Source organism: Pseudomonas sp. NFACC24-1 (assembly GCF_900115235.1).
Lineage (GTDB): Bacteria > Pseudomonadota > Gammaproteobacteria > Pseudomonadales > Pseudomonadaceae > Aquipseudomonas > Aquipseudomonas fluorescens_AA.
This window is the reverse complement of record NZ_FOVS01000002.1, coordinates 199,266-218,472: the sequence shown is the minus strand read 5'-3', so window position 1 is coordinate 218,472 and position 19,207 is coordinate 199,266. Positions and strand designations below refer to the sequence as shown.

The following is a 19,207-nucleotide window of genomic DNA, read 5'->3' as shown; positions in this document are numbered from 1 at the left end:
TTTAGGAGCGCATTCATGGCTGTTGGTCTTGGTCCGTTGCCAACGTTGCACCCGGTTGCCGGTTTTGAACTCGGTATCGCTTCGGCGGGCATCAAGCGCCCCGGGCGCAAGGATGTCGTGGTGATGCGCTGCGCTGAAGGCTCGACGGTGGCGGGCGTGTTCACCCTCAATGCCTTTTGCGCCGCGCCGGTCATCCTGGCCAAGCAGCGCGTGCAAGGGGCGGTGCGTTACCTGCTGACCAACACCGGTAACGCCAACGCCGGCACCGGCGCGCCAGGTCTGGCCGCCGCCGAGCGCACCTGCGCCAAGCTGGCGGAGTTGACTGGCGTCGACGCCAGCCAGGTGCTGCCCTATTCCACCGGCGTGATCGGCGAACCGCTGCCGGTCGAGAAGATCGAAGGCGCACTGCAAGCCGCCCTCGACGACCTGTCGGAAAACAACTGGGCCGCCGCCGCCACCGGCATCATGACCACCGACACCCTGCCCAAGGGCGCGAGCCGCCAGTTCCAGCATGACGGCGTGACCATCACCGTCACTGGCATCAGCAAAGGCGCTGGCATGATCCGGCCGAATATGGCGACCATGCTCGGCTACATCGCCACCGACGCCAAGGTTTCGCGCCAGGTGCTGCAAGACCTGATGCTCGATGGCGCCAACAAGTCGTTCAACCGCATCACCATCGACGGCGACACCTCCACCAACGACTGCTGCATGCTGATCGCCACCGGCCAGGCCAACCTGCCGCAGATCACCGAGGCCAGCGGCCCGCTGTTCGCTGCCCTGAAGCAGGCGGTATTCGAAGTGTGCATGGAAGTGGCCCAGGCCATCGTCCGGGACGGCGAAGGCGCGACCAAGTTCGTCACCGTGCAGGTCAACGGCGGTGGCAATCACCAGGAATGCCTGGATGTCGGCTACACCGTGGCGCACTCGCCGCTGATCAAGACCGCACTGTTCGCCTCCGACCCGAACTGGGGCCGCATCCTCGCCGCCGTGGGCCGGGCCGGCGTGCCTGAGCTGGACGTGAGCAAGATCGACGTGTTCCTCGGCGAAGTCTGCATCGCCAGCCAGGGTGCCCGTGCTGCAACCTACACCGAAGCCCAGGGCGCGGCGGTGATGCAGCAGGAAGAAATCACCATCCGTATCGAGCTGGGACGGGGTGACTGCAGCGAAACCATCTGGACCACCGACCTGTCCCACGAGTACGTCAAGATCAACGCTGAGTATCGGACTTAAACCGAGTCGTCCCCATTCGCGAGCAAGCCCGCTCCCACAGGGGATTTGTGGTGTGAACACTTGCTATGTCACCCCGCAAATCCCCTGTGGGAGCGGGCTTGCTCGCGAAGGCAGCCTGACAGACATCGCAAATGTCTCTAATTGACCATAAGAAAGGAATCCGGATATGAGCCTGCACCTGATCATCGGCGACCAGCGCATTTCTTCCTGGTCCCTGCGCGGCGCGCTGGCCCTGGCGCTCACCGGCGCGAAGTACACCGAAGAGTTGGTCAGGCTCGACCAGCCCGACACCCGCGAAAAGCTGCTCAAGTATTCGGCCACGGCCAAGGTCCCGTTGCTCAAGACCGAATTCGGCGTGATCGCTGATTCCCTGGCGATTGCCGAATACCTGGCCGAACAGTTCCCGCAGGCCGGTCTCTGGCCCAAGGATGTGGCCGCCCGGGCCCAGGCACGCTCGGCCTGTGCGCAAATGCACAGCGGGTTTTTCGCCATCCGCAGCCACATGCCGTTTGACCTGCTGCGCGATGCACCGCTGTCGCCCATGCCGGCTGATGTCCAGGTGGAAATCGAGCGGATGCTGGCGCTGTGGGCCGAATGCCGTGCCGCGGCGACCGAGGCCGGTCCCTACCTGTTCGGCCGCGTCAGCCTGGCCGACGCGGTTTTTGCCCCTGTTGCCGTGCGCTTGCGCACTTATCAGGTGAAACTGTCCGAGGTCGATGAGGCCTACGTCGAAACCCTATATCAATGGCCAGCGTTCAAGGCGTGGCAACAGGCTGGCCTGGAGGACACTGCGCGGTGAAACGAGTCCATGTGGCGGCAGCGGTCATCCGCGATGCCGCCGGCAAAATCCTGATCGCCCGACGGGCCGACACCCAGCACCAGGGCGGCCTGTGGGAATTTCCTGGCGGCAAGGTCGAGGCTGATGAGTCCGTCGAAACCGCCCTGGCCCGTGAACTTCACGAAGAGCTGGGCATTGTCGTCGACGCCGCCCGGCCGTTGATCAAGGTGCGTCACGATTACCCGGACAAGCAGGTGTTGCTGGATGTCTGGGAAGTCTCGGCGTTCACCGGCGAGCCCCATGGCGCCGAAGGGCAGCCGTTGGCCTGGGTGACGGCCCGCGACCTGACGAACCATGAGTTCCCGGCGGCCAATCAGCCCATCGTCGCGGCGGCCCGTTTGCCGGGCGAATACCTGATCACCCCGGAAGGCCTTGAGACGCCGGCCTTGCTGCGGGGCATGCAGAAGGCGATTGCCGGCGGGATCAAGTTGGTCCAGCTACGTGCGCCCAACGGCTACGACCCGCAATACCGCGACCTGGCGGTGGATGCGGCGGGCTTGTGTGCCGGCAAGGCCCAACTGATGCTCAAGGGACCGTTCGAATGGCTGGGGGATTTTCCTTCCGCTGGCTGGCACATTACCGCCGCGCAACTGCGCAAGCATGCCGCGGCCGGTCGACCGTTCGGCAAGGATCGCTGGCTGGCGGCTTCCTGCCATAACGCCGAGGAGCTGTCCCTGGCGCAGCGAATGGACGTGGACTTCGTCACGCTTTCGCCGGTGCAGCCGACCCTGACCCATCCCGATGCACAGCCGTTGGGCTGGGGAGAAGCGGCACGCCTGATCGAAGGCTTCAACCGGCCGGTCTATCTGTTGGGCGGGGTCGGGCCTGGTGACCGGCAAAAAGCCTGGGAGGCCGGGGCCCAGGGTGTGGCGGGGATTCGGGCGTTTTGGCCTGACGCATGATTCTGGGGTGTTACTGATCATTCCCACGCTCTGCGTGGGAATACCTCAGCGGACGCTCCGCGTTCGGCTCTGGAGGGGACGCGGAGCGTCCCGGGCTGCATTCCCACGCGGAGCGTGGGAATGATCGCCACAGGCACTACTTTCTCTGATCAGCCCCCAGGCTTGGCCGCCGCTTCCCACAGCACCTCCGCCACTCCTTGCCGCCGGGCAATGACTCGAGCGGCCACGAACAGCAAGTCCGACAACCGATTGATATAGGCCAACCCCGGCCCCGTCAGCGGCTCTACCGCGTTCAATTGCTGACAACGCCGCTCGGCACTGCGGGCCAGGCTGCGGCAGACGTGGGCCTGGGCGATCAGCGTCGAGCCACCGGGCAGGATGAAGTTTTCCAGTGGCCCCAATTCCTCGTTCCACACATCGATCGCAGCTTCCAGCCGCTCGATTTCCGTCACGTTCAAGGCTTGGTAGGCCGGCATCGCCAGCTCACCGCCCAGGTCGAACAATCGATGCTGACAAGGCTCCAGCACATCGCTGACTTCCTTCAGCGCCGGGTACCGGGCGGTTTCGGCGGCGAGCCCGGCCAGCAACAAGCCCAACTGGCTGTTCAGTGTGTCCACTTCGCCGATGGCCTCGACCCGTGGGTGGTCCTTTGCCACGCGGCGACCATCGCCCAACCCGGTTTCACCTTTGTCGCCGGTGCGGGTGTAAATCTTCGACAGGCGAAAGCCCATGCTCAACGCTCCAGTGGTTTGTTTTCCTGCGCCACCATCGAGGGGCCCGTCAGGGGCAGGCGCAAGGTGAAGCAGGTGCCTTGGCCTGGCGCCGACTGTACTTCCATCTGGCCCTTGTGGTTGTTGGTAATGATGAAATACGAGACCGACAGCCCAAGGCCTGTGCCCTGGCCGATCTCCTTGGTGGTGAAGAAGGGTTCGAAGGTGCGCTTGCGCACGTTCTCGCTCATGCCGATGCCATTGTCCTCGACCTGGATTTCCGCCCACGGCGGATTCAACCGCGTACGCAGGATGATGCGCCCGGGTTCGCTGTCGTCCTGGCGTTGGTGGATGGCTTGGGCGGCGTTTTTCAGCAGGTTGAGCAGCACTTGTTCCAGTTCGTTGGCCGTGCCGGGCACCGGGCCCAGGTTCGGGTCGAACTGACGGATGATCGCCTGGCCCTTGAAATCGAAGCCGATCGCCAGGTCGAAGTCATTACCGGCGATTTCCACTGCCTGGTCGATCAGCGCCGGCAGGTCGCAGGGCGCCATCTGCCGCGTGCTGCGCCGGCTGAAGCTGAGCATGTGGGTGACGATTTTCGCTGCCCGCGCGCCGGCCTGCTGGATGCCGTCGAGCAATTGCGGGATTTCCCGGCTTTCCAGGTAACGGTTGACCACCGGTAATTCGATGCCCAGTTGCTCGGCCTGTTCGAGATTCTTCGGCAATTCCGGCGACAAGCGTCGGCGGATGTTCTGCACATTGTGCAGGATGGCACCCAGGGGGTTATTGATCTCATGGGCCATGCCCGCCGCAAGACCGCCGACCGAGAGCATTTTTTCCGATTGCACCATCATTTCCTCCAGCGACAGGCGCTGGGTGATGTCGTCGATGCGGATCACCACGCCCCGCCCGGCGCCGCCCATCAGTGGATAGAACGTCAGGGCGTAATGCCGGGCCTCGTCGTCCTTGGTCCAGGTGACGCGTTCGATCTTGGCCACCGTATGTTGCTCCACGGTCTGCTTGAGCTGGGGCAGGTACGGCTTGAGCGGTTCGAAGGCGAGGAAGATCGGTTGGTTCAGGGCCTCGTCCAGTCGTGTGCCGGAGAGGGCGCTGGCTTCCTGGTTCCATTGGGTGACGTAGAGTTGCTCGTCGAGGGCGATCAGGGCCGACGGCATGGAGTCGATGATGCTATTGAGGTAATTCTGGAAGCCCGTGAGTTTTTTCTCGATCTTGCTGCGCACCTGGACTTCCAGCTCCAGCTTGCGATTGGTATGGCGGGTTTCTTCCGCCAGGCCCTGGGCCTGGTCATAGGCGGCCTGGGAATCGTCGCGGGCACGTTTGAGCTGTTGCTCCCGGGCTTCGATCCGCGAGAGCATGGTATTGAATGCCTCGGCCAGGCTGCCGATCTCATCGTGGTTGCCCCGTGCGGCGCGCAGGGCATAGTTCTCCTCCCGGGTGACCTGGCGCGACAGCTCTTCGAGTTGATGAATCGGCTGGGTGATCAGGCGTTTGATCTGTTGGGCAATGATCAGCCACAGCAACACGCTGAAAATCAGGATGCCGAGGCTGGCGGTCAGGGTGCCGGTGTAGAACGCGGTCGGCAATTCGCTGCTGGCCACCAGCAACAGATGGCCAGGCGTCGTGCCGGGGCGGGGCAGGGTAATGACCTGGTTGCTGCGGAACTCGCCCGCTTGCCAGGCCTGTATGTTGCGGAAATGGTCCGGCAGCTTGAGCTTTTCGCCCTGTTGCAGCTGTGCCAGGCGATCGCCCTGGCCGTCGTACAACGCCGCCGCCCGCAGCGGTGCGTAGCTGTTGAGCTCGTCGAGCAGGCGCTGGGCACTTTGTGGCGATTGCAGGGCGTCAGAGATCAGGCTCGGGTTGGCGATCAGTCGGCCAATGGTCTGCAGGGCCTGGGGCGCCATGCTTTCCTGGGAGATGTAGTAGGCGGCACTGATAAAGGTCAGGTTGGCCACCAGCAGGACAGTGGTCAACAACACCAACAGAGCGGCCAGCAGTTTCTGGCCGACCGGGAGGTTTTCAAGGCGCTGGCGCAAGGGCATCAGACTCGTCGCTAAGAAGGAACACGAGGGCCAGCGTAGCCGCTGCTCAGTCGCTGGGCAATCCGAGGTTGTCCAAGTGGACAATCAGTCGCTGGCGCAGTTGTTCCAGGTGCGGCACGCTCAGCCCATGGCGCTGGGCAACCTTGCAGGCGTAACCGAGCAAATAGCTGATTTCGGTACGACGCCGATTGGCCACATCCTGGTACATCGAGGAGTAATTGGCGGCCGTGGCCTGGATCACCCGTTCGACTTCCGGCTGCAAATCCTCGGCCGCCGCGGGCTGGCCGCACCGTTCGAGCACATCCGTGAGCTCCGCGCACAAGGTCGCCACTTCGCAGTGGTGTTCCAGCAGGCCGCCGTTCTTGCAGTGATGCAGCACGGTCAGTGGATTGATTGCACAGTTGAGTGCCAGCTTGCGCCAGAGGCGGGTGAGGATGTCGGCGCTCCAATCGTGGGGGATGCCGGCGGCGGCCAGGTCGTCCAGCCAGAACGGCGCCACCGGGTGAGCCGGGTCGCCCAACCAGGTGTAGCCATGGCCGGCGAATATCACGCGCCAGTCACCGTCGCGGAACGCGCCTTCGGTACTGGAGGCGCTGATGCAACGAGCCTGGGGCACACAATTGGCCACTGCGTCCTGGCTGCCGAGGCCGTTCTGCAACAGGATCAGTTCCGATTCTGCGTCCAGGCGGTGGGCCACCGAGGTCACCGCCGCTTCCGCGTCGTAGGCCTTGCAAGCCAGCAGCAGGCGCCTGATCGGCTCCGGGCTGTCCGCCGTTTCGCCCGGCACCGGGTAGCATTGCGCCTGGCCTTGTTCCACCAGTGTCAGGCCTGCGACGCTGCGGTAGGCCTGCAAGCGCGCTTCGTTGCGCAACACCAGCCGCACCGGTAACCCGGCCCGCGCCAGGCGCGTGGCCCACAACGTGCCGAGACTGCCGGCCCCGAGGACATGCCAGGTGGTCGACATCAGTTTTTTACTCGGATTGGCGCAGGCATCTGAGGGCTCGCAGTGTCGGCAGGAAAAGAGCCGTTATAATGAGCCCGATTTTAACCACAAGCCAAGCGCGCGCCGTTGATACTGGCGCGCCTTTTTATTTGGAGAACACTACATGCCGTCATTCGACGTGGTATCCGAACTGGACAAACACGAAGTCACCAACGCGGTTGAAAACGCCGTCAAGGAACTCGACCGTCGTTATGACCTCAAGGGCAAGGGCAGTTTCGAGTTCAAGGAAAAAGACCTGACCGTGAACCTGACCGCCGAGGCCGAGTTCCAGCTCGAGGCGATGATCGAGATCCTCAAGCTGGCGCTGGTCAAGCGCAAGATCGATGTGCAGTGCCTCGAGGTCAAGGACGCCTATGCCTCGGGCAAGCTGATGAAGCAGGAAGCCGTGCTCAAGGAAGGCATCGACAAGGAGCTGGCGAAGAAAATCGTCGCTCATATCAAGGACGCCAAGCTCAAGGTGCAAGCCGCCATCCAGGGCGAGCAGGTGCGGGTCACCGGCAAGAAGCGTGACGACCTGCAGGAAGCCATTGCGGCACTGCGCGGCAAAGAATTCGGCATGCCCCTGCAATTCACTAACTTCCGCGACTGATCCCCTGGTTGTCTGCATGTGGCGAGGGGATTTATCCCCGCTGGGCTGCGAAGCAGCCCCCAAAAGCTGATCATGTCGACCTGATACACCACGGCGCAGGCTTTAGGGCTGCTCCGCAGCCCAGCGGGGATAAATCCCCTCGCCACAATGTGTTTCGATTGGTCTTTCGCGGTAACAGGAACAAAGGAGAGAGAGATGGACTTGAATGCTGAAGTGGACAACCTGGTCAAGGCTTCCCAGACCTGGATCCCCATGATCATGGAGTACGGCAGCCGTGTGCTGCTGGCGGTCATCACCCTGGCCATCGGCTGGTGGTTGATCAACAAAGTGACGCAGAAACTGGGTGCGCTGCTGGCCCTGCGTAATGCCGACCTGGCGCTGCAAGGGTTCATCAGTACCCTGGCGAACATCATCCTGAAAATACTGCTGGTCGTCAGCGTCGCGTCGATGATCGGGGTGGAAACCACCTCATTCGTCGCCGCCATCGGTGCGGCAGGCCTGGCCATCGGCCTGGCGTTGCAGGGCAGCCTGGCGAACTTCGCAGGCGGCGTGCTGATCCTGTTGTTCCGTCCATTCCGCATCGGCGACTGGATCGAAGCCCAGGGCGTGGCCGGTACGGTCGACAGCATCCAGATCTTCCACACGGTGATTCGTACCGGTGACAACAAGACCGTCATCGTGCCCAACGGCAACCTGTCGAACGGCATCATCACCAACACCAATCGCCAGCCGACCCGTAAGGTCGTGTTCGACGTGGGCGTGGATTATCAGGCCGACCTGAAAAAGGCCCAGCAGGTGTTACTGGATTTGGCCAAGGATGAGCGCGTATTGGCCGAGCCGGCGCCGGAAGCGGTGATTTCCACCTTGGGCGACAGTTCGATCACGGTGTCGTTGCGGGTTTGGGTCAAGACGGCGGATTACTGGAGCGTGATGTTCATGTTCAATGAACAGGCCCGGGATCGTTTGAAAGAAGCGGGTATTGATATTCCGTTTCCCCAGCGAGTGATTCGAGTGGTTCAGGAAGGGGCGGCGCAATAAGGGTTTGAATATAACTTGGCGCTGGTGTCAGGTTATATTTAGCTAGCTTGCTATTTAAGTTAATTGCACGCACAAAAAAACCGCTCACCTGGAAACAGGTGAGCGGTTTTTGTTTGTTGCGGGTGTAGCTATCGAACTAGCACTGAATTACAAGATGCTCAGTGGGTATTCGACGATGAAGCGGAAGTCGTTGACGTTACCGCCATCGTAGGCATTGTTCGAACGAGCGATTGCACTACGAATCCGGAAAGACATGTCCTTCGCTGGACCGCTTTGCAGAACGTACTTGGTCTCGAAGTCGAACTCGTGTTCTTTACCTTCCTCACCGGAAGCGGTGGTGATGTTGTCGCCTTTGACGTAACGCGTCATGAAGCTCAGGCCGGGAACGCCGTAGGTCTTCATGTTCAGGTCGTAGCGAGCTTGCCAGGAGCGCTCGTCCTCACCGTTGAAGTCGGAGTATTGGATGGAGTTGGCGAGGAAGATAGTACCGCCGCCGTCTACGCCGTACCGATAGCCGCTATCACCCGAGGAACGTTGGTGGGCCAAGGTGAACTTGTGAGCGCCGACGCTATAGGCTGCCGCGAGGGACCAGATACGGTTGTCAACGTCACCGTCCAGCTCCTGACCCTGACTTTTGCTATCGTAGCCGTTGAAGTCGAAGTTCAGGGACTGATCTTCGTTGATCGGCAGGGTGTAGTTCAGGTTGACGTACTTCTTCTTGTAGTAGTCTTCAATGTCGGAAGCGGCTACACCAGCTACAAAGTTGTCATTGAACTGGTAGGTTGCACCGGCAATGTCAGCAGACTTCAAGCCCAGGCTGTCGCGACCCATGTGGTTCTGCGCACGCATGGAAGTGAAGCGACCAGCGCTCAATTCCAGGCCTTTGATTTCCTTGCTGGTGATCAAAGTACCGGTGGCGACTTCTGGCAGCAGACGGCTGTCATCAGTGGAGAACACAGGGCTGGCAACGTACTGGTTGCCGTACTTCAGAACAGTGTCAGAGAAGCGGAATTTGACCGCGCCGCCAACGTTGGATTGAGTGTCTTCGGGATGGCCTTCGCTATCCTTGCCGAACATGCCGTTACCGGTACGACCGGCACCGCTGTCCAGCTTGACCATGCCATTGGCCAGCGCGTCCAGGCCAAAACCGATGGTGCCTTGGGTGAAGCCCGACTCGTAAACCGCCTGTACACCCAGACCGGTTTCTTCGCGGTAGCCTTTTTCACGAGCTTTGTTAGGGGTGCTCTGGTCGTTGGATTCACCGTGTTTGAAATCACGGTTCATGTACAGCATACGATTTTTAACGGTCAGGCTCTGATCTTCAAAAAAGCCCTTGGATTCTTCCTGGGAAGAGGCCATTGCGAACTGCGAGGTACTGGCCGATACAGCCAGTGCGATCATGCTCCACTTCATCACGCGCATCGTGATTTGCTCCTTTGGTTTTTAGAAGAGTACTGCCGTCCCACCTGTTTTTTTATCTGGGCGGCTCTTTCTTTTTGTGTCGGCGCAAACTTATATCACGTCGACATTCTTTGGCGATACTTGCCCATTCAACCTTTCAGCTTCTTTACGACCATGTCGCCAATGGCTCGATCCATGTCGCATTTCAGCTGTTCCGACGCAACCGTATTCACAACTTTGATGTTGTTTTTTCTTTCCGGCATCGGTGTAAAGAGTCCGTCATTACCGCGCTTGAAGCTCCTGTGGGCAGCCTTGCCACTTTAATTTGTATGTCGGCAGGTCCCCGCTTCCGGCGAGCCCTTTGGACAGTGCGGGTATGAATGCAACAAGCATGCTCAAACCCTAATTTCGTTTACATTTTTTTCACATTTCACCGGTTGACGCGGTGAAACCTCATGAAACCGGGCTCCAAAGGCCTTGTTTTAAATAGGGTTGACTCGTGTGAGCTCCCGTGTTTGGTGTCGATAAAATCGGCGAGACAACCAAAAACGTTACCGGTTCACCCTACCCAGTGAGTAAATCACGGATGCTTTGTGCACTGAGCGTAGACGTACTGTGCTGTTTTGGTGCAAAAAAATTTCAGGTTGTACGAAAATCTTACAGCGTCGAGGCTTTGCCTGGGCCCTGGCACGGATCTCTCGGGACTGTGCCGTGCCGCTGCGCTGTGTTGGTGCGTCAGCTTGCACAGGTTGATACTCCGGTGTTGAAAAAAAACATTCGAAGGAACGGACAGCAGGACGGTACGCCGTGATCGATCCGGCGTTCGCGGGTATGCTGCGCATCTGTGCCCGATGCAGGCCCGCGGGTCGCTGAGCCGGGCAAAATCGATAACGAGGAGTACGCGCGGTGTTTGCCTTAGATCCACGACTGCAACAAGACACATTGCCCATCGGCGATTTCCCGTTGTGCCGTTTGCTCTTGTCCAACGACGCCCATTACCCGTGGTTCATCCTCGTGCCGCGGCGGGAAGATATCAGCGAATTGTTTCAGTTGGATGACGCGGATCAATTACAGCTGTGGAAAGAAACCACGGCACTTGCCGAAAACCTCAAGGATTCGTTCGATGCCGACAAGATGAACGTTGCAACCTTAGGTAACGTCGTCAGTCAATTGCATATGCATGTCATCGTGCGCAAACGTGATGATGCCGCCTGGCCTGCGCCGGTCTGGGGCAAGCACCCGGCCCAGCCTTATAATGCAGAGCAGGTCTTGGCCATTCGCGAACGGTTGCGAGTGGCCCTGGCCGATGATTTCAAGTTTCTGGAGGGCTGAACCATGAACCTTGAAGAGCGCGTAACCGATCTGGAAAGCCGCCTGGCGTTTCAGGATGACACCATCCAGGCATTGAATGATGTGCTGGTAGCGCAGCAGCGGGTGGTCGAGCGCCTGCAGCTGCAGATGGCGGCGTTGCTCAAGCGCCAGGAAGAAATGGCAGGTCAATTCGAATCGTTCGAAGAAGAGGCGCCGCCCCCTCACTACTGATAGGGCCCGATTGCCGTTTGACGGGCAATAAAAAACCGCGAGCAGCCAGGCTGCATCGCGGTTTTTTTACGCTTGGATCAGCGGCGCGGCAGCGCGGCGATCACGTCTTCGGCCTGCAGGCCCTTGTCGCGGTTCATCACGGAGAATTCCACGCGCTGGCCTTCCACCAGGACGCGATGACCTTCGCCACGAATGGCCCGGAAATGCACGAAAATGTCATCGCCGGAGTCGCGGGAAATGAAGCCGAACCCTTTGGACGTGTTGAACCACTTCACCGTGCCGGTATCGCGGTTGGACATGTCGTAGTTCTGCGCAGCGGCGGCCGGCGACGACTTCTTGTAGAAGCTGACGGCCAGGTGCAGTGCCACGGCGAGCAGTGCCGCGCCCAGGCTGAACAGAATGGCCGGTTGACCGCCGATTTCCGGCATGGGTGCCAGCAGGGCCAGGGTTTGCAGGGCAACGGCCAGCACCAGCAGGGCGCTGACAAGGTTTTGCAGTTGGTGACGTGGACCCTTGTTCCAGTAAGGGATGACGGGGGCAAGGGTCAGGTTGAGCAGGCCGAAAAAGGCCAGGTACAGTGCATCGGGGTGTTGCAGGTAAGGTGTGGCTTCGGAACCCAGGCTAGGGATGAAGGACAGCAGCAGGGCAGCTGCGCCCATTAGCAAGTGGACGATTTTCAACATTTTGATTGGCTCACGGTTAAGACAGATCACAAGGAAGAGCGGGTCGGGCACGGTTCGCTTCGAAACAATGAGAGGCGTTGGACACGTACCCGAATCAGCCTATGCGTTACGCCCGGGAAAATAGGCGTAGCGACACACTGCCTATTTAACAGCAAAGCTCGGGCCTTCTCAAACCCGTTACGGGCGCGCACCGCGCTGTTCGTCGGCCAGAAAAGCCCCGCGGCTGCTTGAATGCACCAGGCAAGCGGCGTTGAATTTTCCAGGTGTCGGAACCGTCGGTCGTCCTGGCTTGTCGGTTCTGCAGGGCTGGCAATCTGTCGCAGGCCGTAGGCGGCCAGAACCACTAGAGTGGTTAGGGTCGTTGTCGAATTCATCACCCTAAGGAGATCAACCCCCATGGCAATTGATATCGGTATCAGTGAAGAAGACCGCAAGTCCATCGTCGACGGGCTTTCGCGCCTGCTGTCGGATACCTACGTGTTGTATCTCAAGACCCACAATTTCCACTGGAACGTCACAGGGCCGATGTTTCGGACCCTGCACCTGATGTTCGAGGAGCAATACAACGAGCTGGCCCTGGCGGTGGACCTGATTGCCGAGCGAATCCGCGCCCTTGGCTTCCCGGCCCCGGGTGCCTACTCGGTGTATGCACGGCTGTCCTCTATCAAGGAAGAGGAAGGTGTGCCTGCTGCCGAAGACATGATCCGGCAACTGGTCGAGGGCCAGGAAGCGGTGACGCGTACGGCCCGTGGCATCTTTCCTTTATTGGACAAGGTCAGCGACGAGCCCACGGCCGACCTGCTGACCCAGCGCATGCAGGTTCACGAAAAGACCGCGTGGATGCTGCGGGCGCTGTTGGAAAACTAGTAGGGCGTCGTGGCGAGGGAGCAAGCTCCCTCGCCACGACGGCGATATCGCCTGCGCGCTGGGTGTAGGACGGCGTAATTCGTCGCCGGCCTGCTGTTGGCTTGTCCTACGTCCATGGTCATAAAGTCGTCTGGAACTGGCGATGCCGTTGAGCTTCCATAGAGCCACAGATGGGTTGTTCCAACCCAGAGGCTCGTATGGCAAAGGAGTGTCAACGGTATGATTCAAGGAAAAGAACCCGGGGAAGGGCGGCTGGGGCGTTTTCAGCCCATCAGCGTCGACCCGTTCATCCAGGGGTTCGATATGCAACTGGCCCGGCCCTTGGCCCGATCCATTCGCCTGAACGGGTTCGCCACCTGTCTGCGGCTGGAACAGGTCTACTGGGATATCCTCGGTGACATGGCCGAGCTCAACCGCTGCTCCATCAGCACGTTGCTGTCCCATGTGGACAGGGAAGTGCACTTGCGCCATGGCGGGGTGCGCAATTTCAGCGGGCTGGTGCGCGTGGTCTGCGTGGTGCACAGTTTGAAGGAAACCGGGATGGATCATGGTGCGGCGTAGGCGCTGCCGGAGGCTGGGATCTTTTGATCTTGATCTTGCGCTTGGGACTCAAGTGTCTGGGGCAAGATCGCAGCCTCGTTGCACTCGTCAGCTCCTACATGGTGTTCACTCGGCAATGACTGTGCGGTCTTACGGCTGCACAGGCCGCATTTAATGGATATAATCCCGCTCTTTGCCGCAAAGCCCCGCCTTTGCGCGTGTAACCTGATCGCCGAGACAACCCCATGCCGATGTACGACTATCAATGTGCTTCCTGTGGTCATCAGATGGAAGCCATTCAAAAGATCAGCGCGGCACCGCTGGTCGACTGCCCTGCCTGCCAGGCGCCGGAACTGAAAAAGATGCTTTCCATGCCTGGTTTCCGCCTCGGCGGCACGGGCTGGTATGAAACCGACTTCAAGACCGGCGCCAAGAAAAACCTGGCCGGTGGCGACAAAGCTGATTGAGTTGAATACGCGCGAGTTCTTGCACGGGCAGGGCCTCCAACCGAATGTCGAATTACGAGAAGTGAAACCACTACCATGATGCGCAGCCATTATTGCGGCCAACTGAACGAAAGCCTGGAAGGTCAGGAAGTTACTCTTTGCGGATGGGTCCATCGTCGCCGTGACCATGGCGGGGTGATTTTCCTCGATATCCGTGATCGTGAAGGCCTGGCCCAGGTGGTGTTCGATCCGGACCGCGCTGAAACCTTCGCCACCGCCGACCGCGTGCGCAGCGAATACGTCGTCAAGATCACCGGCAAGGTGCGCTTGCGCCCGGCCGGCGCCGGCAACGCCAACATGGCGTCGGGCATGATCGAAGTGCTGGGCTACGAGCTGGAAGTGCTCAACGAGTCGGAAACCCCGCCGTTCCCACTCAACGAATACTCCGACGTGGGCGAGGAAACCCGCCTGCGCTACCGCTTCATCGACCTGCGTCGCCCGGAAATGGCCGAGAAGCTGCGCCTGCGTTCGCGCATGACCACCAGCATCCGTCGTTACCTGGACGAAAACGGCTTCCTCGACGTCGAGACGCCGATCCTGACCCGCGCCACGCCGGAAGGCGCCCGCGACTACCTGGTGCCGAGCCGTACCCACCCCGGCAGCTTCTTTGCCCTGCCGCAGTCGCCACAGCTGTTCAAGCAACTGCTGATGGTGGCCGGGTTCGATCGCTACTACCAGATCGCCAAGTGCTTCCGCGACGAAGACCTGCGTGCCGACCGTCAGCCTGAGTTCACTCAGATCGACATCGAGACCAGCTTCCTCGACGAAAAAGACATCATGGGCCTGACCGAAGGCATGATCCGCAACCTGTTCAAGGAAGTGTTGGGTCTGGAATTCGGCGAGTTCCCGCACATGACGTTCGAAGAGGCCATGCGCCGCTACGGTTCCGACAAACCGGACCTGCGCAACCCGCTGGAACTGGTGGACGTGGCCGATCAGCTCAAGGACGTCGAGTTCAAGGTGTTCAGCGGCCCGGCCAACGACCCGAAATGCCGTATCGCGGCCCTGCGTGTTCCAGGCGGCGCCAGCATGCCGCGCAAGCAGATCGACGATTACACCAAGTTCGTCGGTATCTACGGTGCCAAGGGCCTGGCGTACATCAAGGTCAACGAGCGCGCCGCCGGTGTCGACGGCCTGCAATCGCCCATCGTGAAGAACATTCCGGAAGCCAACCTCAATGTGATCCTCGATCGCGTGGGTGCGGTTGACGGCGACATCGTGTTCTTCGGCGCCGACAAGGCCAAGATTGTCAGCGAAGCCCTGGGCGCGCTGCGCATCAAGCTGGGCCACGACCTGAATCTGCTGACGTGCGAGTGGGCGCCGATGTGGGTCGTTGACTTCCCGATGTTCGAAGAAAACGACGACGGCAGCTTCTCCGCGCTGCACCACCCGTTCACCGCGCCGAAGTGCTCGCCGCAAGAGCTGGAGGCCAACCCGGCCACCGCTCTGTCGCGCGCCTACGACATGGTCCTGAACGGTACCGAGCTGGGTGGCGGTTCGATCCGTATCCATCGCAAGGAAATGCAACAGGCGGTGTTCCGCCTGCTGGGCATCGACGAAGCCGAGCAGGAAGAGAAGTTCGGCTTCCTGCTGGACGCGCTGAAGTACGGTGCACCGCCCCATGGTGGCCTGGCCTTCGGCCTGGACCGCCTGGTGATGTTGATGACCGGCGCCCAGTCGATCCGTGAAGTGATCGCGTTCCCGAAAACCCAGAGCGCGGCCGATGTCATGACCCAGGCGCCGGGCGTGGTGGACGCCAAGGCGTTGCGCGAGTTGCACATCCGTCTGCGTGAACAGCCAAAGGCTGAGTAAGGCTGGCACCTGAGAGGGCGCATCTTCGGATGCGCCTTTTCATTGGGGTCGATATTTCTGATTGCCGGCCACTGCCCACGCGCAGGGCGGGCAATGTTCCAAAGAGAAACGGAGCGAGTTATGGCAGGTCATTCCAAGTGGGCGAACATCAAGCACCGCAAAGAACGTCAGGATGCCAAGAGAGGCAAGATCTTCACCAAGTGGATCCGTGAGCTGACGGTCGCGGCCCGCCAGGGTGGCGGCGATCCCGGTTCCAACCCGCGTCTGCGCCTGGCCCTGGACAAGGCCTTGGGTGCCAACATGAGCCGCGACATCATCGACCGGGCCATCGCCCGTGGCGCGGGTGCGACCGAGGCCGACAACGTTGAAGAACTGACTTACGAAGGGTATGGCCCGGGCGGCGTGGCGGTGATGGTCGAATGCATGACCGACAACCGCAACCGTACCGCAGCCGCCGTGCGTCACGCGTTCAGCAAATGTGGTGGCAACCTGGGCACCGATGGCTCGGTGGCCTATCTGTTCGAGCGCAAGGGTCAAATCAGCTTCGCCCCGGGCCTCGATGAAGATGCCCTGACGGAAGCGGCCCTGGAGGCCGACGCCGATGACGTGGTCAGCCATGAAGACGGCTCGTTCGACGTGTTCACGTCGTTCGCCAGCTTCTATGCCGTGCGCAATGCCCTGGAGGCGGCCGGTTTCAAGCCCGCCGACGCGGAAATCGTCATGCAGCCGACCACCAGTGCCGAACTGGACCTGGAAGGCGCCGAGAAGGTGCTCAAGCTGATCGACATGCTGGAAGACCTGGATGACGTTCAGAACGTTTATTCCAACGCCGATATTCCGGAGTCGGTGGCTGAACAGCTGGGCTGATCCACAAGTGTGATCCGTCAAGCGGAACCCTGTGGCGAGGGGATTTATCCCCGTTGGGCTGCGTAGCAGCCCCAATAGTCAACTCAATCTGTCTGGTACACCGAGCTGCCGGACTTGGGGTCGCTGCGCGACCCAGCGGGGATAAATCCCCTCGCCACAGGCATATTGCTCGACCTTATCTATTGTGCGACCGGCATTGGGTTAAGCCCTTACTGTATCCTCACTTGTAACCGTATTACTCTTCGCAGGCGCTATGACTTTAATCCTTGGTATCGACCCTGGTTCGCGCATCACCGGCTATGGTGTGGTTCGCGATACCGGGCGCGGCTGCGTGTACGTCGCCTCTGGTTGCATCCGCACCGGTGCGGGGGAGCTGCATGAGCGCTTGCAGATCGTTTATCGCGGCGTGCGCGAAGTCATCCAGACCTATGGCCCGGTGACCATGGGCATCGAGCGGGTCTTCATGGCGCGCAACGCCGATTCGGCCCTGAAGCTGGGGCAGGCCCGGGGCGCGGCCATCGTGGCTGGCGCCGAGGAAAACCTGGAGATCGCCGAGTACACCGCGACCCAGGTCAAGCAGGCGGTCGTCGGCACAGGGGCGGCGAACAAGGAGCAGGTGCAAATGATGGTGATGCACCTGTTGAAACTGGTCAGCAAGCCGCAAATCGACGCCTCCGACGCCCTGGCCATCGCCATTTGCCATGCCCATACCCGTTCCAGTCTGTTGCCTCATGGCCTGGGGACTGCACGCAGTCGTGGCGGGCGCCTGCGTCTCTGATAGCATCAGCGCAATCTTCGTGAGCCCGAGCATCTTGCGCCTGTGTCGTCGGCCTTCCTGCCCGGGCTGTTACTCGCCAGCCCGCGGGCTGGCCAACACCCAAGGATCTGAAACGTGATTGGACGCTTGCGCGGCACCCTGGCTGAAAAACAGCCGCCGCACCTGATTCTGGATGTAAATGGCCTGGGTTATGAGCTGGAAGTGCCCATGACCACGCTGTATCGCTTGCCGTCGGTCGGCGAGCCGCTGACCCTGCACACCCATTTGGTCGTGCGCGAGGATGCGCAGTTACTCTATGGTTTCGTCGGCAAGCGCGAGCGGGATTTCTTCCGCGAGTTGATCCGTCTCAATGGCGTCGGCCCGAAATTGGCCCTGGCCTTGATGTCGAGCCTGGAAGTCGACGAACTGGTGCGCTGCGTGCAGTCCCAGGACACCTCGGCGCTGACCAAGGTGCCTGGGGTGGGCAAGAAAACCGCCGAGCGCCTGCTGGTCGAACTCAAGGACCGCTTCAAGGCCTGGGAGGCGGTGCCGGCGATGTTCGCCTTGGTGCCGAACCAGCCGGACGCGCCGGTGCCGGCGGTCAGCGCCGAAAACGATGCAGTCACCGCGCTGATCTCCCTGGGCTACAAGCCGCAGGAGGCCAGCAAGGCGATTTCCGCCATCAAGGAAAAAGGCCTGAGTACCGAAGACATGATTCGCCGTGCCCTGAAGGGAATGATTTAAGTGATTGAAGCTGACCGTCTGATCGCCGCCACGGGCGTACCCCGTGACCGCGAGGAAATCCAGGACCGCGCGATTCGTCCTGTCAGCCTGGCCGACTACATCGGCCAACCGACCGTGCGCGAGCAGATGGAGCTGTTCATCCAGGCGGCCCGTGGGCGCAGCGAGTCGCTGGACCACACCTTGATCTTCGGCCCGCCGGGCCTGGGCAAGACCACCCTGGCCAACATCATTGCCCAGGAAATGGGCGTCTCGATCAAGAGCACGTCGGGGCCGGTGCTTGAACGGCCGGGCGACCTGGCGGCGTTGCTGACCAACCTTGAGCCCCATGACGTACTCTTCATCGACGAAATCCATCGGTTGTCGCCGATCGTCGAGGAAGTGCTGTACCCGGCCATGGAAGATTTCCAGCTCGACATCATGATTGGCGAAGGGCCGGCGGCGCGCTCCATCAAGCTGGACCTGCCGCCCTTCACCCTGGTGGGCGCCACCACTCGTGCCGGCATGCTGACCAACCCGCTGCGGGACCGTTTCGGTATCGTCCAGCGCCTGGAGTTCTACAACAACGCCGACCTGGCGACGATTGTCAGCCGCTCGGCGGGTATCCTCGGCTTGCCGCTGGACCCGGACGGTGCTTATGAGATCGCCCGGCGTGCCCGGGGGACGCCGCGGATCGCCAACCGCTTGTTGCGCCGGGTCCGGGATTTTGCCGAAGTCCGGGCCAAGGGCCACATCACCAAGCCGATTGCCGACCTGGCGCTGAACCTGCTGGACATCGACGAGCGTGGTTTCGACCACCAGGACCGGCGCCTGCTGCTGACCATGATCGAGAAGTTCGACGGTGGCCCGGTGGGCGTGGACAGCCTGGCGGCGGCCATCAGCGAAGAGCGCCACACCATTGAAGATGTGCTGGAACCGTACCTGATCCAACAGGGCTACATCATGCGCACGCCTCGCGGGCGCGTGGTGACCCGTCATGCTTATCTGCACTTTGGCTTAAACATCCCGACACGAATGGGCGAGATGCCGGTGGTAGACGAATTCCTCGATGCCGTGGACGATTGAACGAGCTCTGTACGCCGACTTTTTTCCGGTTCGTGCTGTCCCAGACGACGCCT

General features: G+C 60.8%; 20 protein-coding genes. 15 read left to right on the top strand and 5 right to left on the bottom strand.

Annotated features, from left to right (window positions below; translation table 11 throughout):
• Positions 1-15: 15 nt before the first annotated feature.
• The 3 genes from argJ to BM317_RS03200 all read left to right on the top strand — a co-directional run bounded on the left by argJ (position 16) and on the right by BM317_RS03200 (position 2,973).
• Positions 16-1,233, top strand: coding sequence for a bifunctional glutamate N-acetyltransferase/amino-acid acetyltransferase ArgJ (gene argJ / locus BM317_RS03210; protein ID WP_092473062.1), 1,218 nt, complete (start codon positions 16-18; stop codon positions 1,231-1,233).
• Between the two features lie 166 nt (positions 1,234-1,399).
• Positions 1,400-2,032 (top strand): glutathione S-transferase family protein, encoded by a 633-nt coding sequence (locus tag BM317_RS03205; protein ID WP_092473060.1) that lies wholly within the window; start codon positions 1,400-1,402, stop codon positions 2,030-2,032.
• The gene (locus BM317_RS03200; RefSeq protein WP_092473058.1) at positions 2,029-2,973 is read left to right on the top strand and encodes a Nudix family hydrolase; all 945 of its coding nucleotides are present in this window, start codon (positions 2,029-2,031) and stop codon (positions 2,971-2,973) included. Before BM317_RS03205 ends, BM317_RS03200 begins: the two co-directional genes overlap by 4 nt.
• A gap of 149 nt (positions 2,974-3,122) precedes the next feature.
• On the opposite strand, the gene BM317_RS03195 is transcribed toward BM317_RS03200, so the two are convergent.
• From BM317_RS03195 to BM317_RS03185, 3 genes are read right to left on the bottom strand one after another with little or no spacing between them, the layout of a single operon-like run.
• Complete coding sequence (locus tag BM317_RS03195; RefSeq protein ID WP_092166396.1) at positions 3,123-3,704, bottom strand: cob(I)yrinic acid a,c-diamide adenosyltransferase; 582 nt, start codon at positions 3,702-3,704, stop codon at positions 3,123-3,125.
• Positions 3,705-3,706: 2 nt separating this feature from the next.
• A complete protein-coding gene (locus BM317_RS03190; RefSeq protein ID WP_092166397.1) occupies positions 3,707-5,743 on the bottom strand; it encodes a sensor histidine kinase in 2,037 nt (678 codons plus the stop codon).
• Between the two features lie 46 nt (positions 5,744-5,789).
• On the bottom strand, positions 5,790-6,707 hold the full coding sequence (locus BM317_RS03185) for a putative 2-dehydropantoate 2-reductase (protein ID WP_092473056.1): 918 nt from the start codon (positions 6,705-6,707) through the stop codon (positions 5,790-5,792).
• A gap of 142 nt (positions 6,708-6,849) precedes the next feature.
• On the opposite strand from BM317_RS03185, the gene BM317_RS03180 reads away from it, so the two are divergent.
• Complete coding sequence (locus BM317_RS03180; protein WP_092166399.1) at positions 6,850-7,335, top strand: YajQ family cyclic di-GMP-binding protein; 486 nt, start codon at positions 6,850-6,852, stop codon at positions 7,333-7,335.
• Between the two features lie 195 nt (positions 7,336-7,530).
• Positions 7,531-8,373, top strand: a complete 843-nt coding sequence (locus BM317_RS03175) for a mechanosensitive ion channel family protein (RefSeq protein WP_092473054.1) — start codon at positions 7,531-7,533, stop codon at positions 8,371-8,373.
• Between the two features lie 147 nt (positions 8,374-8,520).
• Here the strand turns inward: BM317_RS03175 and BM317_RS03170 are convergent, their stop codons facing one another.
• Positions 8,521-9,795 (bottom strand): OprD family porin, encoded by a 1,275-nt coding sequence (locus BM317_RS03170; RefSeq protein ID WP_092473052.1) that lies wholly within the window; start codon positions 9,793-9,795, stop codon positions 8,521-8,523.
• An 885-nt stretch (positions 9,796-10,680) separates the two neighbouring features.
• On the opposite strand from BM317_RS03170, the gene BM317_RS03165 reads away from it, so the two are divergent.
• Together BM317_RS03165 and BM317_RS03160 are read left to right on the top strand one after the other, a co-directional pair.
• Entirely contained in the window at positions 10,681-11,106 is a 426-nt protein-coding gene (locus BM317_RS03165; protein WP_092473050.1) for an HIT domain-containing protein, read from the top strand.
• A 3-nt stretch (positions 11,107-11,109) separates the two neighbouring features.
• Entirely contained in the window at positions 11,110-11,316 is a 207-nt protein-coding gene (locus BM317_RS03160) for a SlyX family protein (RefSeq protein ID WP_060740896.1), read from the top strand.
• 77 nt (positions 11,317-11,393) lie between these two features.
• Here the strand turns inward: BM317_RS03160 and BM317_RS31340 are convergent, their stop codons facing one another.
• A complete protein-coding gene (locus tag BM317_RS31340; protein WP_003205048.1) occupies positions 11,394-11,999 on the bottom strand; it encodes a cold-shock protein in 606 nt (201 codons plus the stop codon).
• A gap of 396 nt (positions 12,000-12,395) precedes the next feature.
• Between BM317_RS31340 and BM317_RS03150 the strand changes: the two genes are divergently transcribed.
• The 8 genes from BM317_RS03150 (at position 12,396) to ruvB (ending at position 19,154) form a co-directional block, all read left to right on the top strand.
• Positions 12,396-12,866, top strand: coding sequence for a Dps family protein (locus BM317_RS03150; protein ID WP_060740897.1), 471 nt, complete (start codon positions 12,396-12,398; stop codon positions 12,864-12,866).
• 219 nt (positions 12,867-13,085) lie between these two features.
• On the top strand, positions 13,086-13,427 hold the full coding sequence (locus tag BM317_RS03145; RefSeq protein ID WP_092473048.1) for a ribbon-helix-helix domain-containing protein: 342 nt from the start codon (positions 13,086-13,088) through the stop codon (positions 13,425-13,427).
• Between the two features lie 224 nt (positions 13,428-13,651).
• Positions 13,652-13,873: an FmdB family zinc ribbon protein gene (locus tag BM317_RS03140; RefSeq protein WP_003178589.1), complete on the top strand. Its 222-nt coding sequence runs from the start codon at positions 13,652-13,654 to the stop codon at positions 13,871-13,873.
• A gap of 75 nt (positions 13,874-13,948) precedes the next feature.
• Positions 13,949-15,724, top strand: coding sequence for an aspartate--tRNA ligase (gene aspS / locus BM317_RS03135; protein ID WP_092166408.1), 1,776 nt, complete (start codon positions 13,949-13,951; stop codon positions 15,722-15,724).
• A 120-nt stretch (positions 15,725-15,844) separates the two neighbouring features.
• Positions 15,845-16,591 (top strand): YebC/PmpR family DNA-binding transcriptional regulator, encoded by a 747-nt coding sequence (locus BM317_RS03130; RefSeq protein WP_018614256.1) that lies wholly within the window; start codon positions 15,845-15,847, stop codon positions 16,589-16,591.
• 253 nt (positions 16,592-16,844) lie between these two features.
• Complete coding sequence (gene ruvC, locus BM317_RS03125; protein ID WP_014339919.1) at positions 16,845-17,369, top strand: crossover junction endodeoxyribonuclease RuvC; 525 nt, start codon at positions 16,845-16,847, stop codon at positions 17,367-17,369.
• Positions 17,370-17,483: 114 nt separating this feature from the next.
• The gene (gene ruvA / locus BM317_RS03120; RefSeq protein ID WP_053124616.1) at positions 17,484-18,092 is read left to right on the top strand and encodes a Holliday junction branch migration protein RuvA; all 609 of its coding nucleotides are present in this window, start codon (positions 17,484-17,486) and stop codon (positions 18,090-18,092) included.
• Entirely contained in the window at positions 18,093-19,154 is a 1,062-nt protein-coding gene (gene ruvB / locus BM317_RS03115; protein WP_092166409.1) for a Holliday junction branch migration DNA helicase RuvB, read from the top strand. It begins immediately after the preceding gene.
• Positions 19,155-19,207: the final 53 nt, after the last annotated feature.

What these genes read in the sequence shown, in the direction of transcription:
- BM317_RS03180 (WP_092166399.1), top strand. Translation starts at nt 6,850, where the DNA reads ATGCCGTCATTCGACGTGGTATCCGAACTGGACAAACACGAAGTCACC.
- argJ (WP_092473062.1), top strand. Translation starts at nt 16, where the DNA reads ATGGCTGTTGGTCTTGGTCCGTTGCCAACGTTGCACCCGGTTGCCGGT.
- ruvC (WP_014339919.1), top strand. Translation starts at nt 16,845, where the DNA reads ATGACTTTAATCCTTGGTATCGACCCTGGTTCGCGCATCACCGGCTAT.
- BM317_RS03145 (WP_092473048.1), top strand. Translation starts at nt 13,086, where the DNA reads ATGATTCAAGGAAAAGAACCCGGGGAAGGGCGGCTGGGGCGTTTTCAG.
- BM317_RS03205 (WP_092473060.1), top strand. Translation starts at nt 1,400, where the DNA reads ATGAGCCTGCACCTGATCATCGGCGACCAGCGCATTTCTTCCTGGTCC.
- BM317_RS03190 (WP_092166397.1), bottom strand. Translation starts at nt 5,743, where the DNA reads ATGCCCTTGCGCCAGCGCCTTGAAAACCTCCCGGTCGGCCAGAAACTG.
- BM317_RS03195 (WP_092166396.1), bottom strand. Translation starts at nt 3,704, where the DNA reads ATGGGCTTTCGCCTGTCGAAGATTTACACCCGCACCGGCGACAAAGGT.
- BM317_RS03160 (WP_060740896.1), top strand. Translation starts at nt 11,110, where the DNA reads ATGAACCTTGAAGAGCGCGTAACCGATCTGGAAAGCCGCCTGGCGTTT.
- aspS (WP_092166408.1), top strand. Translation starts at nt 13,949, where the DNA reads ATGATGCGCAGCCATTATTGCGGCCAACTGAACGAAAGCCTGGAAGGT.
- BM317_RS03175 (WP_092473054.1), top strand. Translation starts at nt 7,531, where the DNA reads ATGGACTTGAATGCTGAAGTGGACAACCTGGTCAAGGCTTCCCAGACC.
- BM317_RS03140 (WP_003178589.1), top strand. Translation starts at nt 13,652, where the DNA reads ATGCCGATGTACGACTATCAATGTGCTTCCTGTGGTCATCAGATGGAA.
- BM317_RS03170 (WP_092473052.1), bottom strand. Translation starts at nt 9,795, where the DNA reads ATGCGCGTGATGAAGTGGAGCATGATCGCACTGGCTGTATCGGCCAGT.
- BM317_RS31340 (WP_003205048.1), bottom strand. Translation starts at nt 11,999, where the DNA reads ATGTTGAAAATCGTCCACTTGCTAATGGGCGCAGCTGCCCTGCTGCTG.
- BM317_RS03185 (WP_092473056.1), bottom strand. Translation starts at nt 6,707, where the DNA reads ATGTCGACCACCTGGCATGTCCTCGGGGCCGGCAGTCTCGGCACGTTG.
- BM317_RS03130 (WP_018614256.1), top strand. Translation starts at nt 15,845, where the DNA reads ATGGCAGGTCATTCCAAGTGGGCGAACATCAAGCACCGCAAAGAACGT.
- BM317_RS03150 (WP_060740897.1), top strand. Translation starts at nt 12,396, where the DNA reads ATGGCAATTGATATCGGTATCAGTGAAGAAGACCGCAAGTCCATCGTC.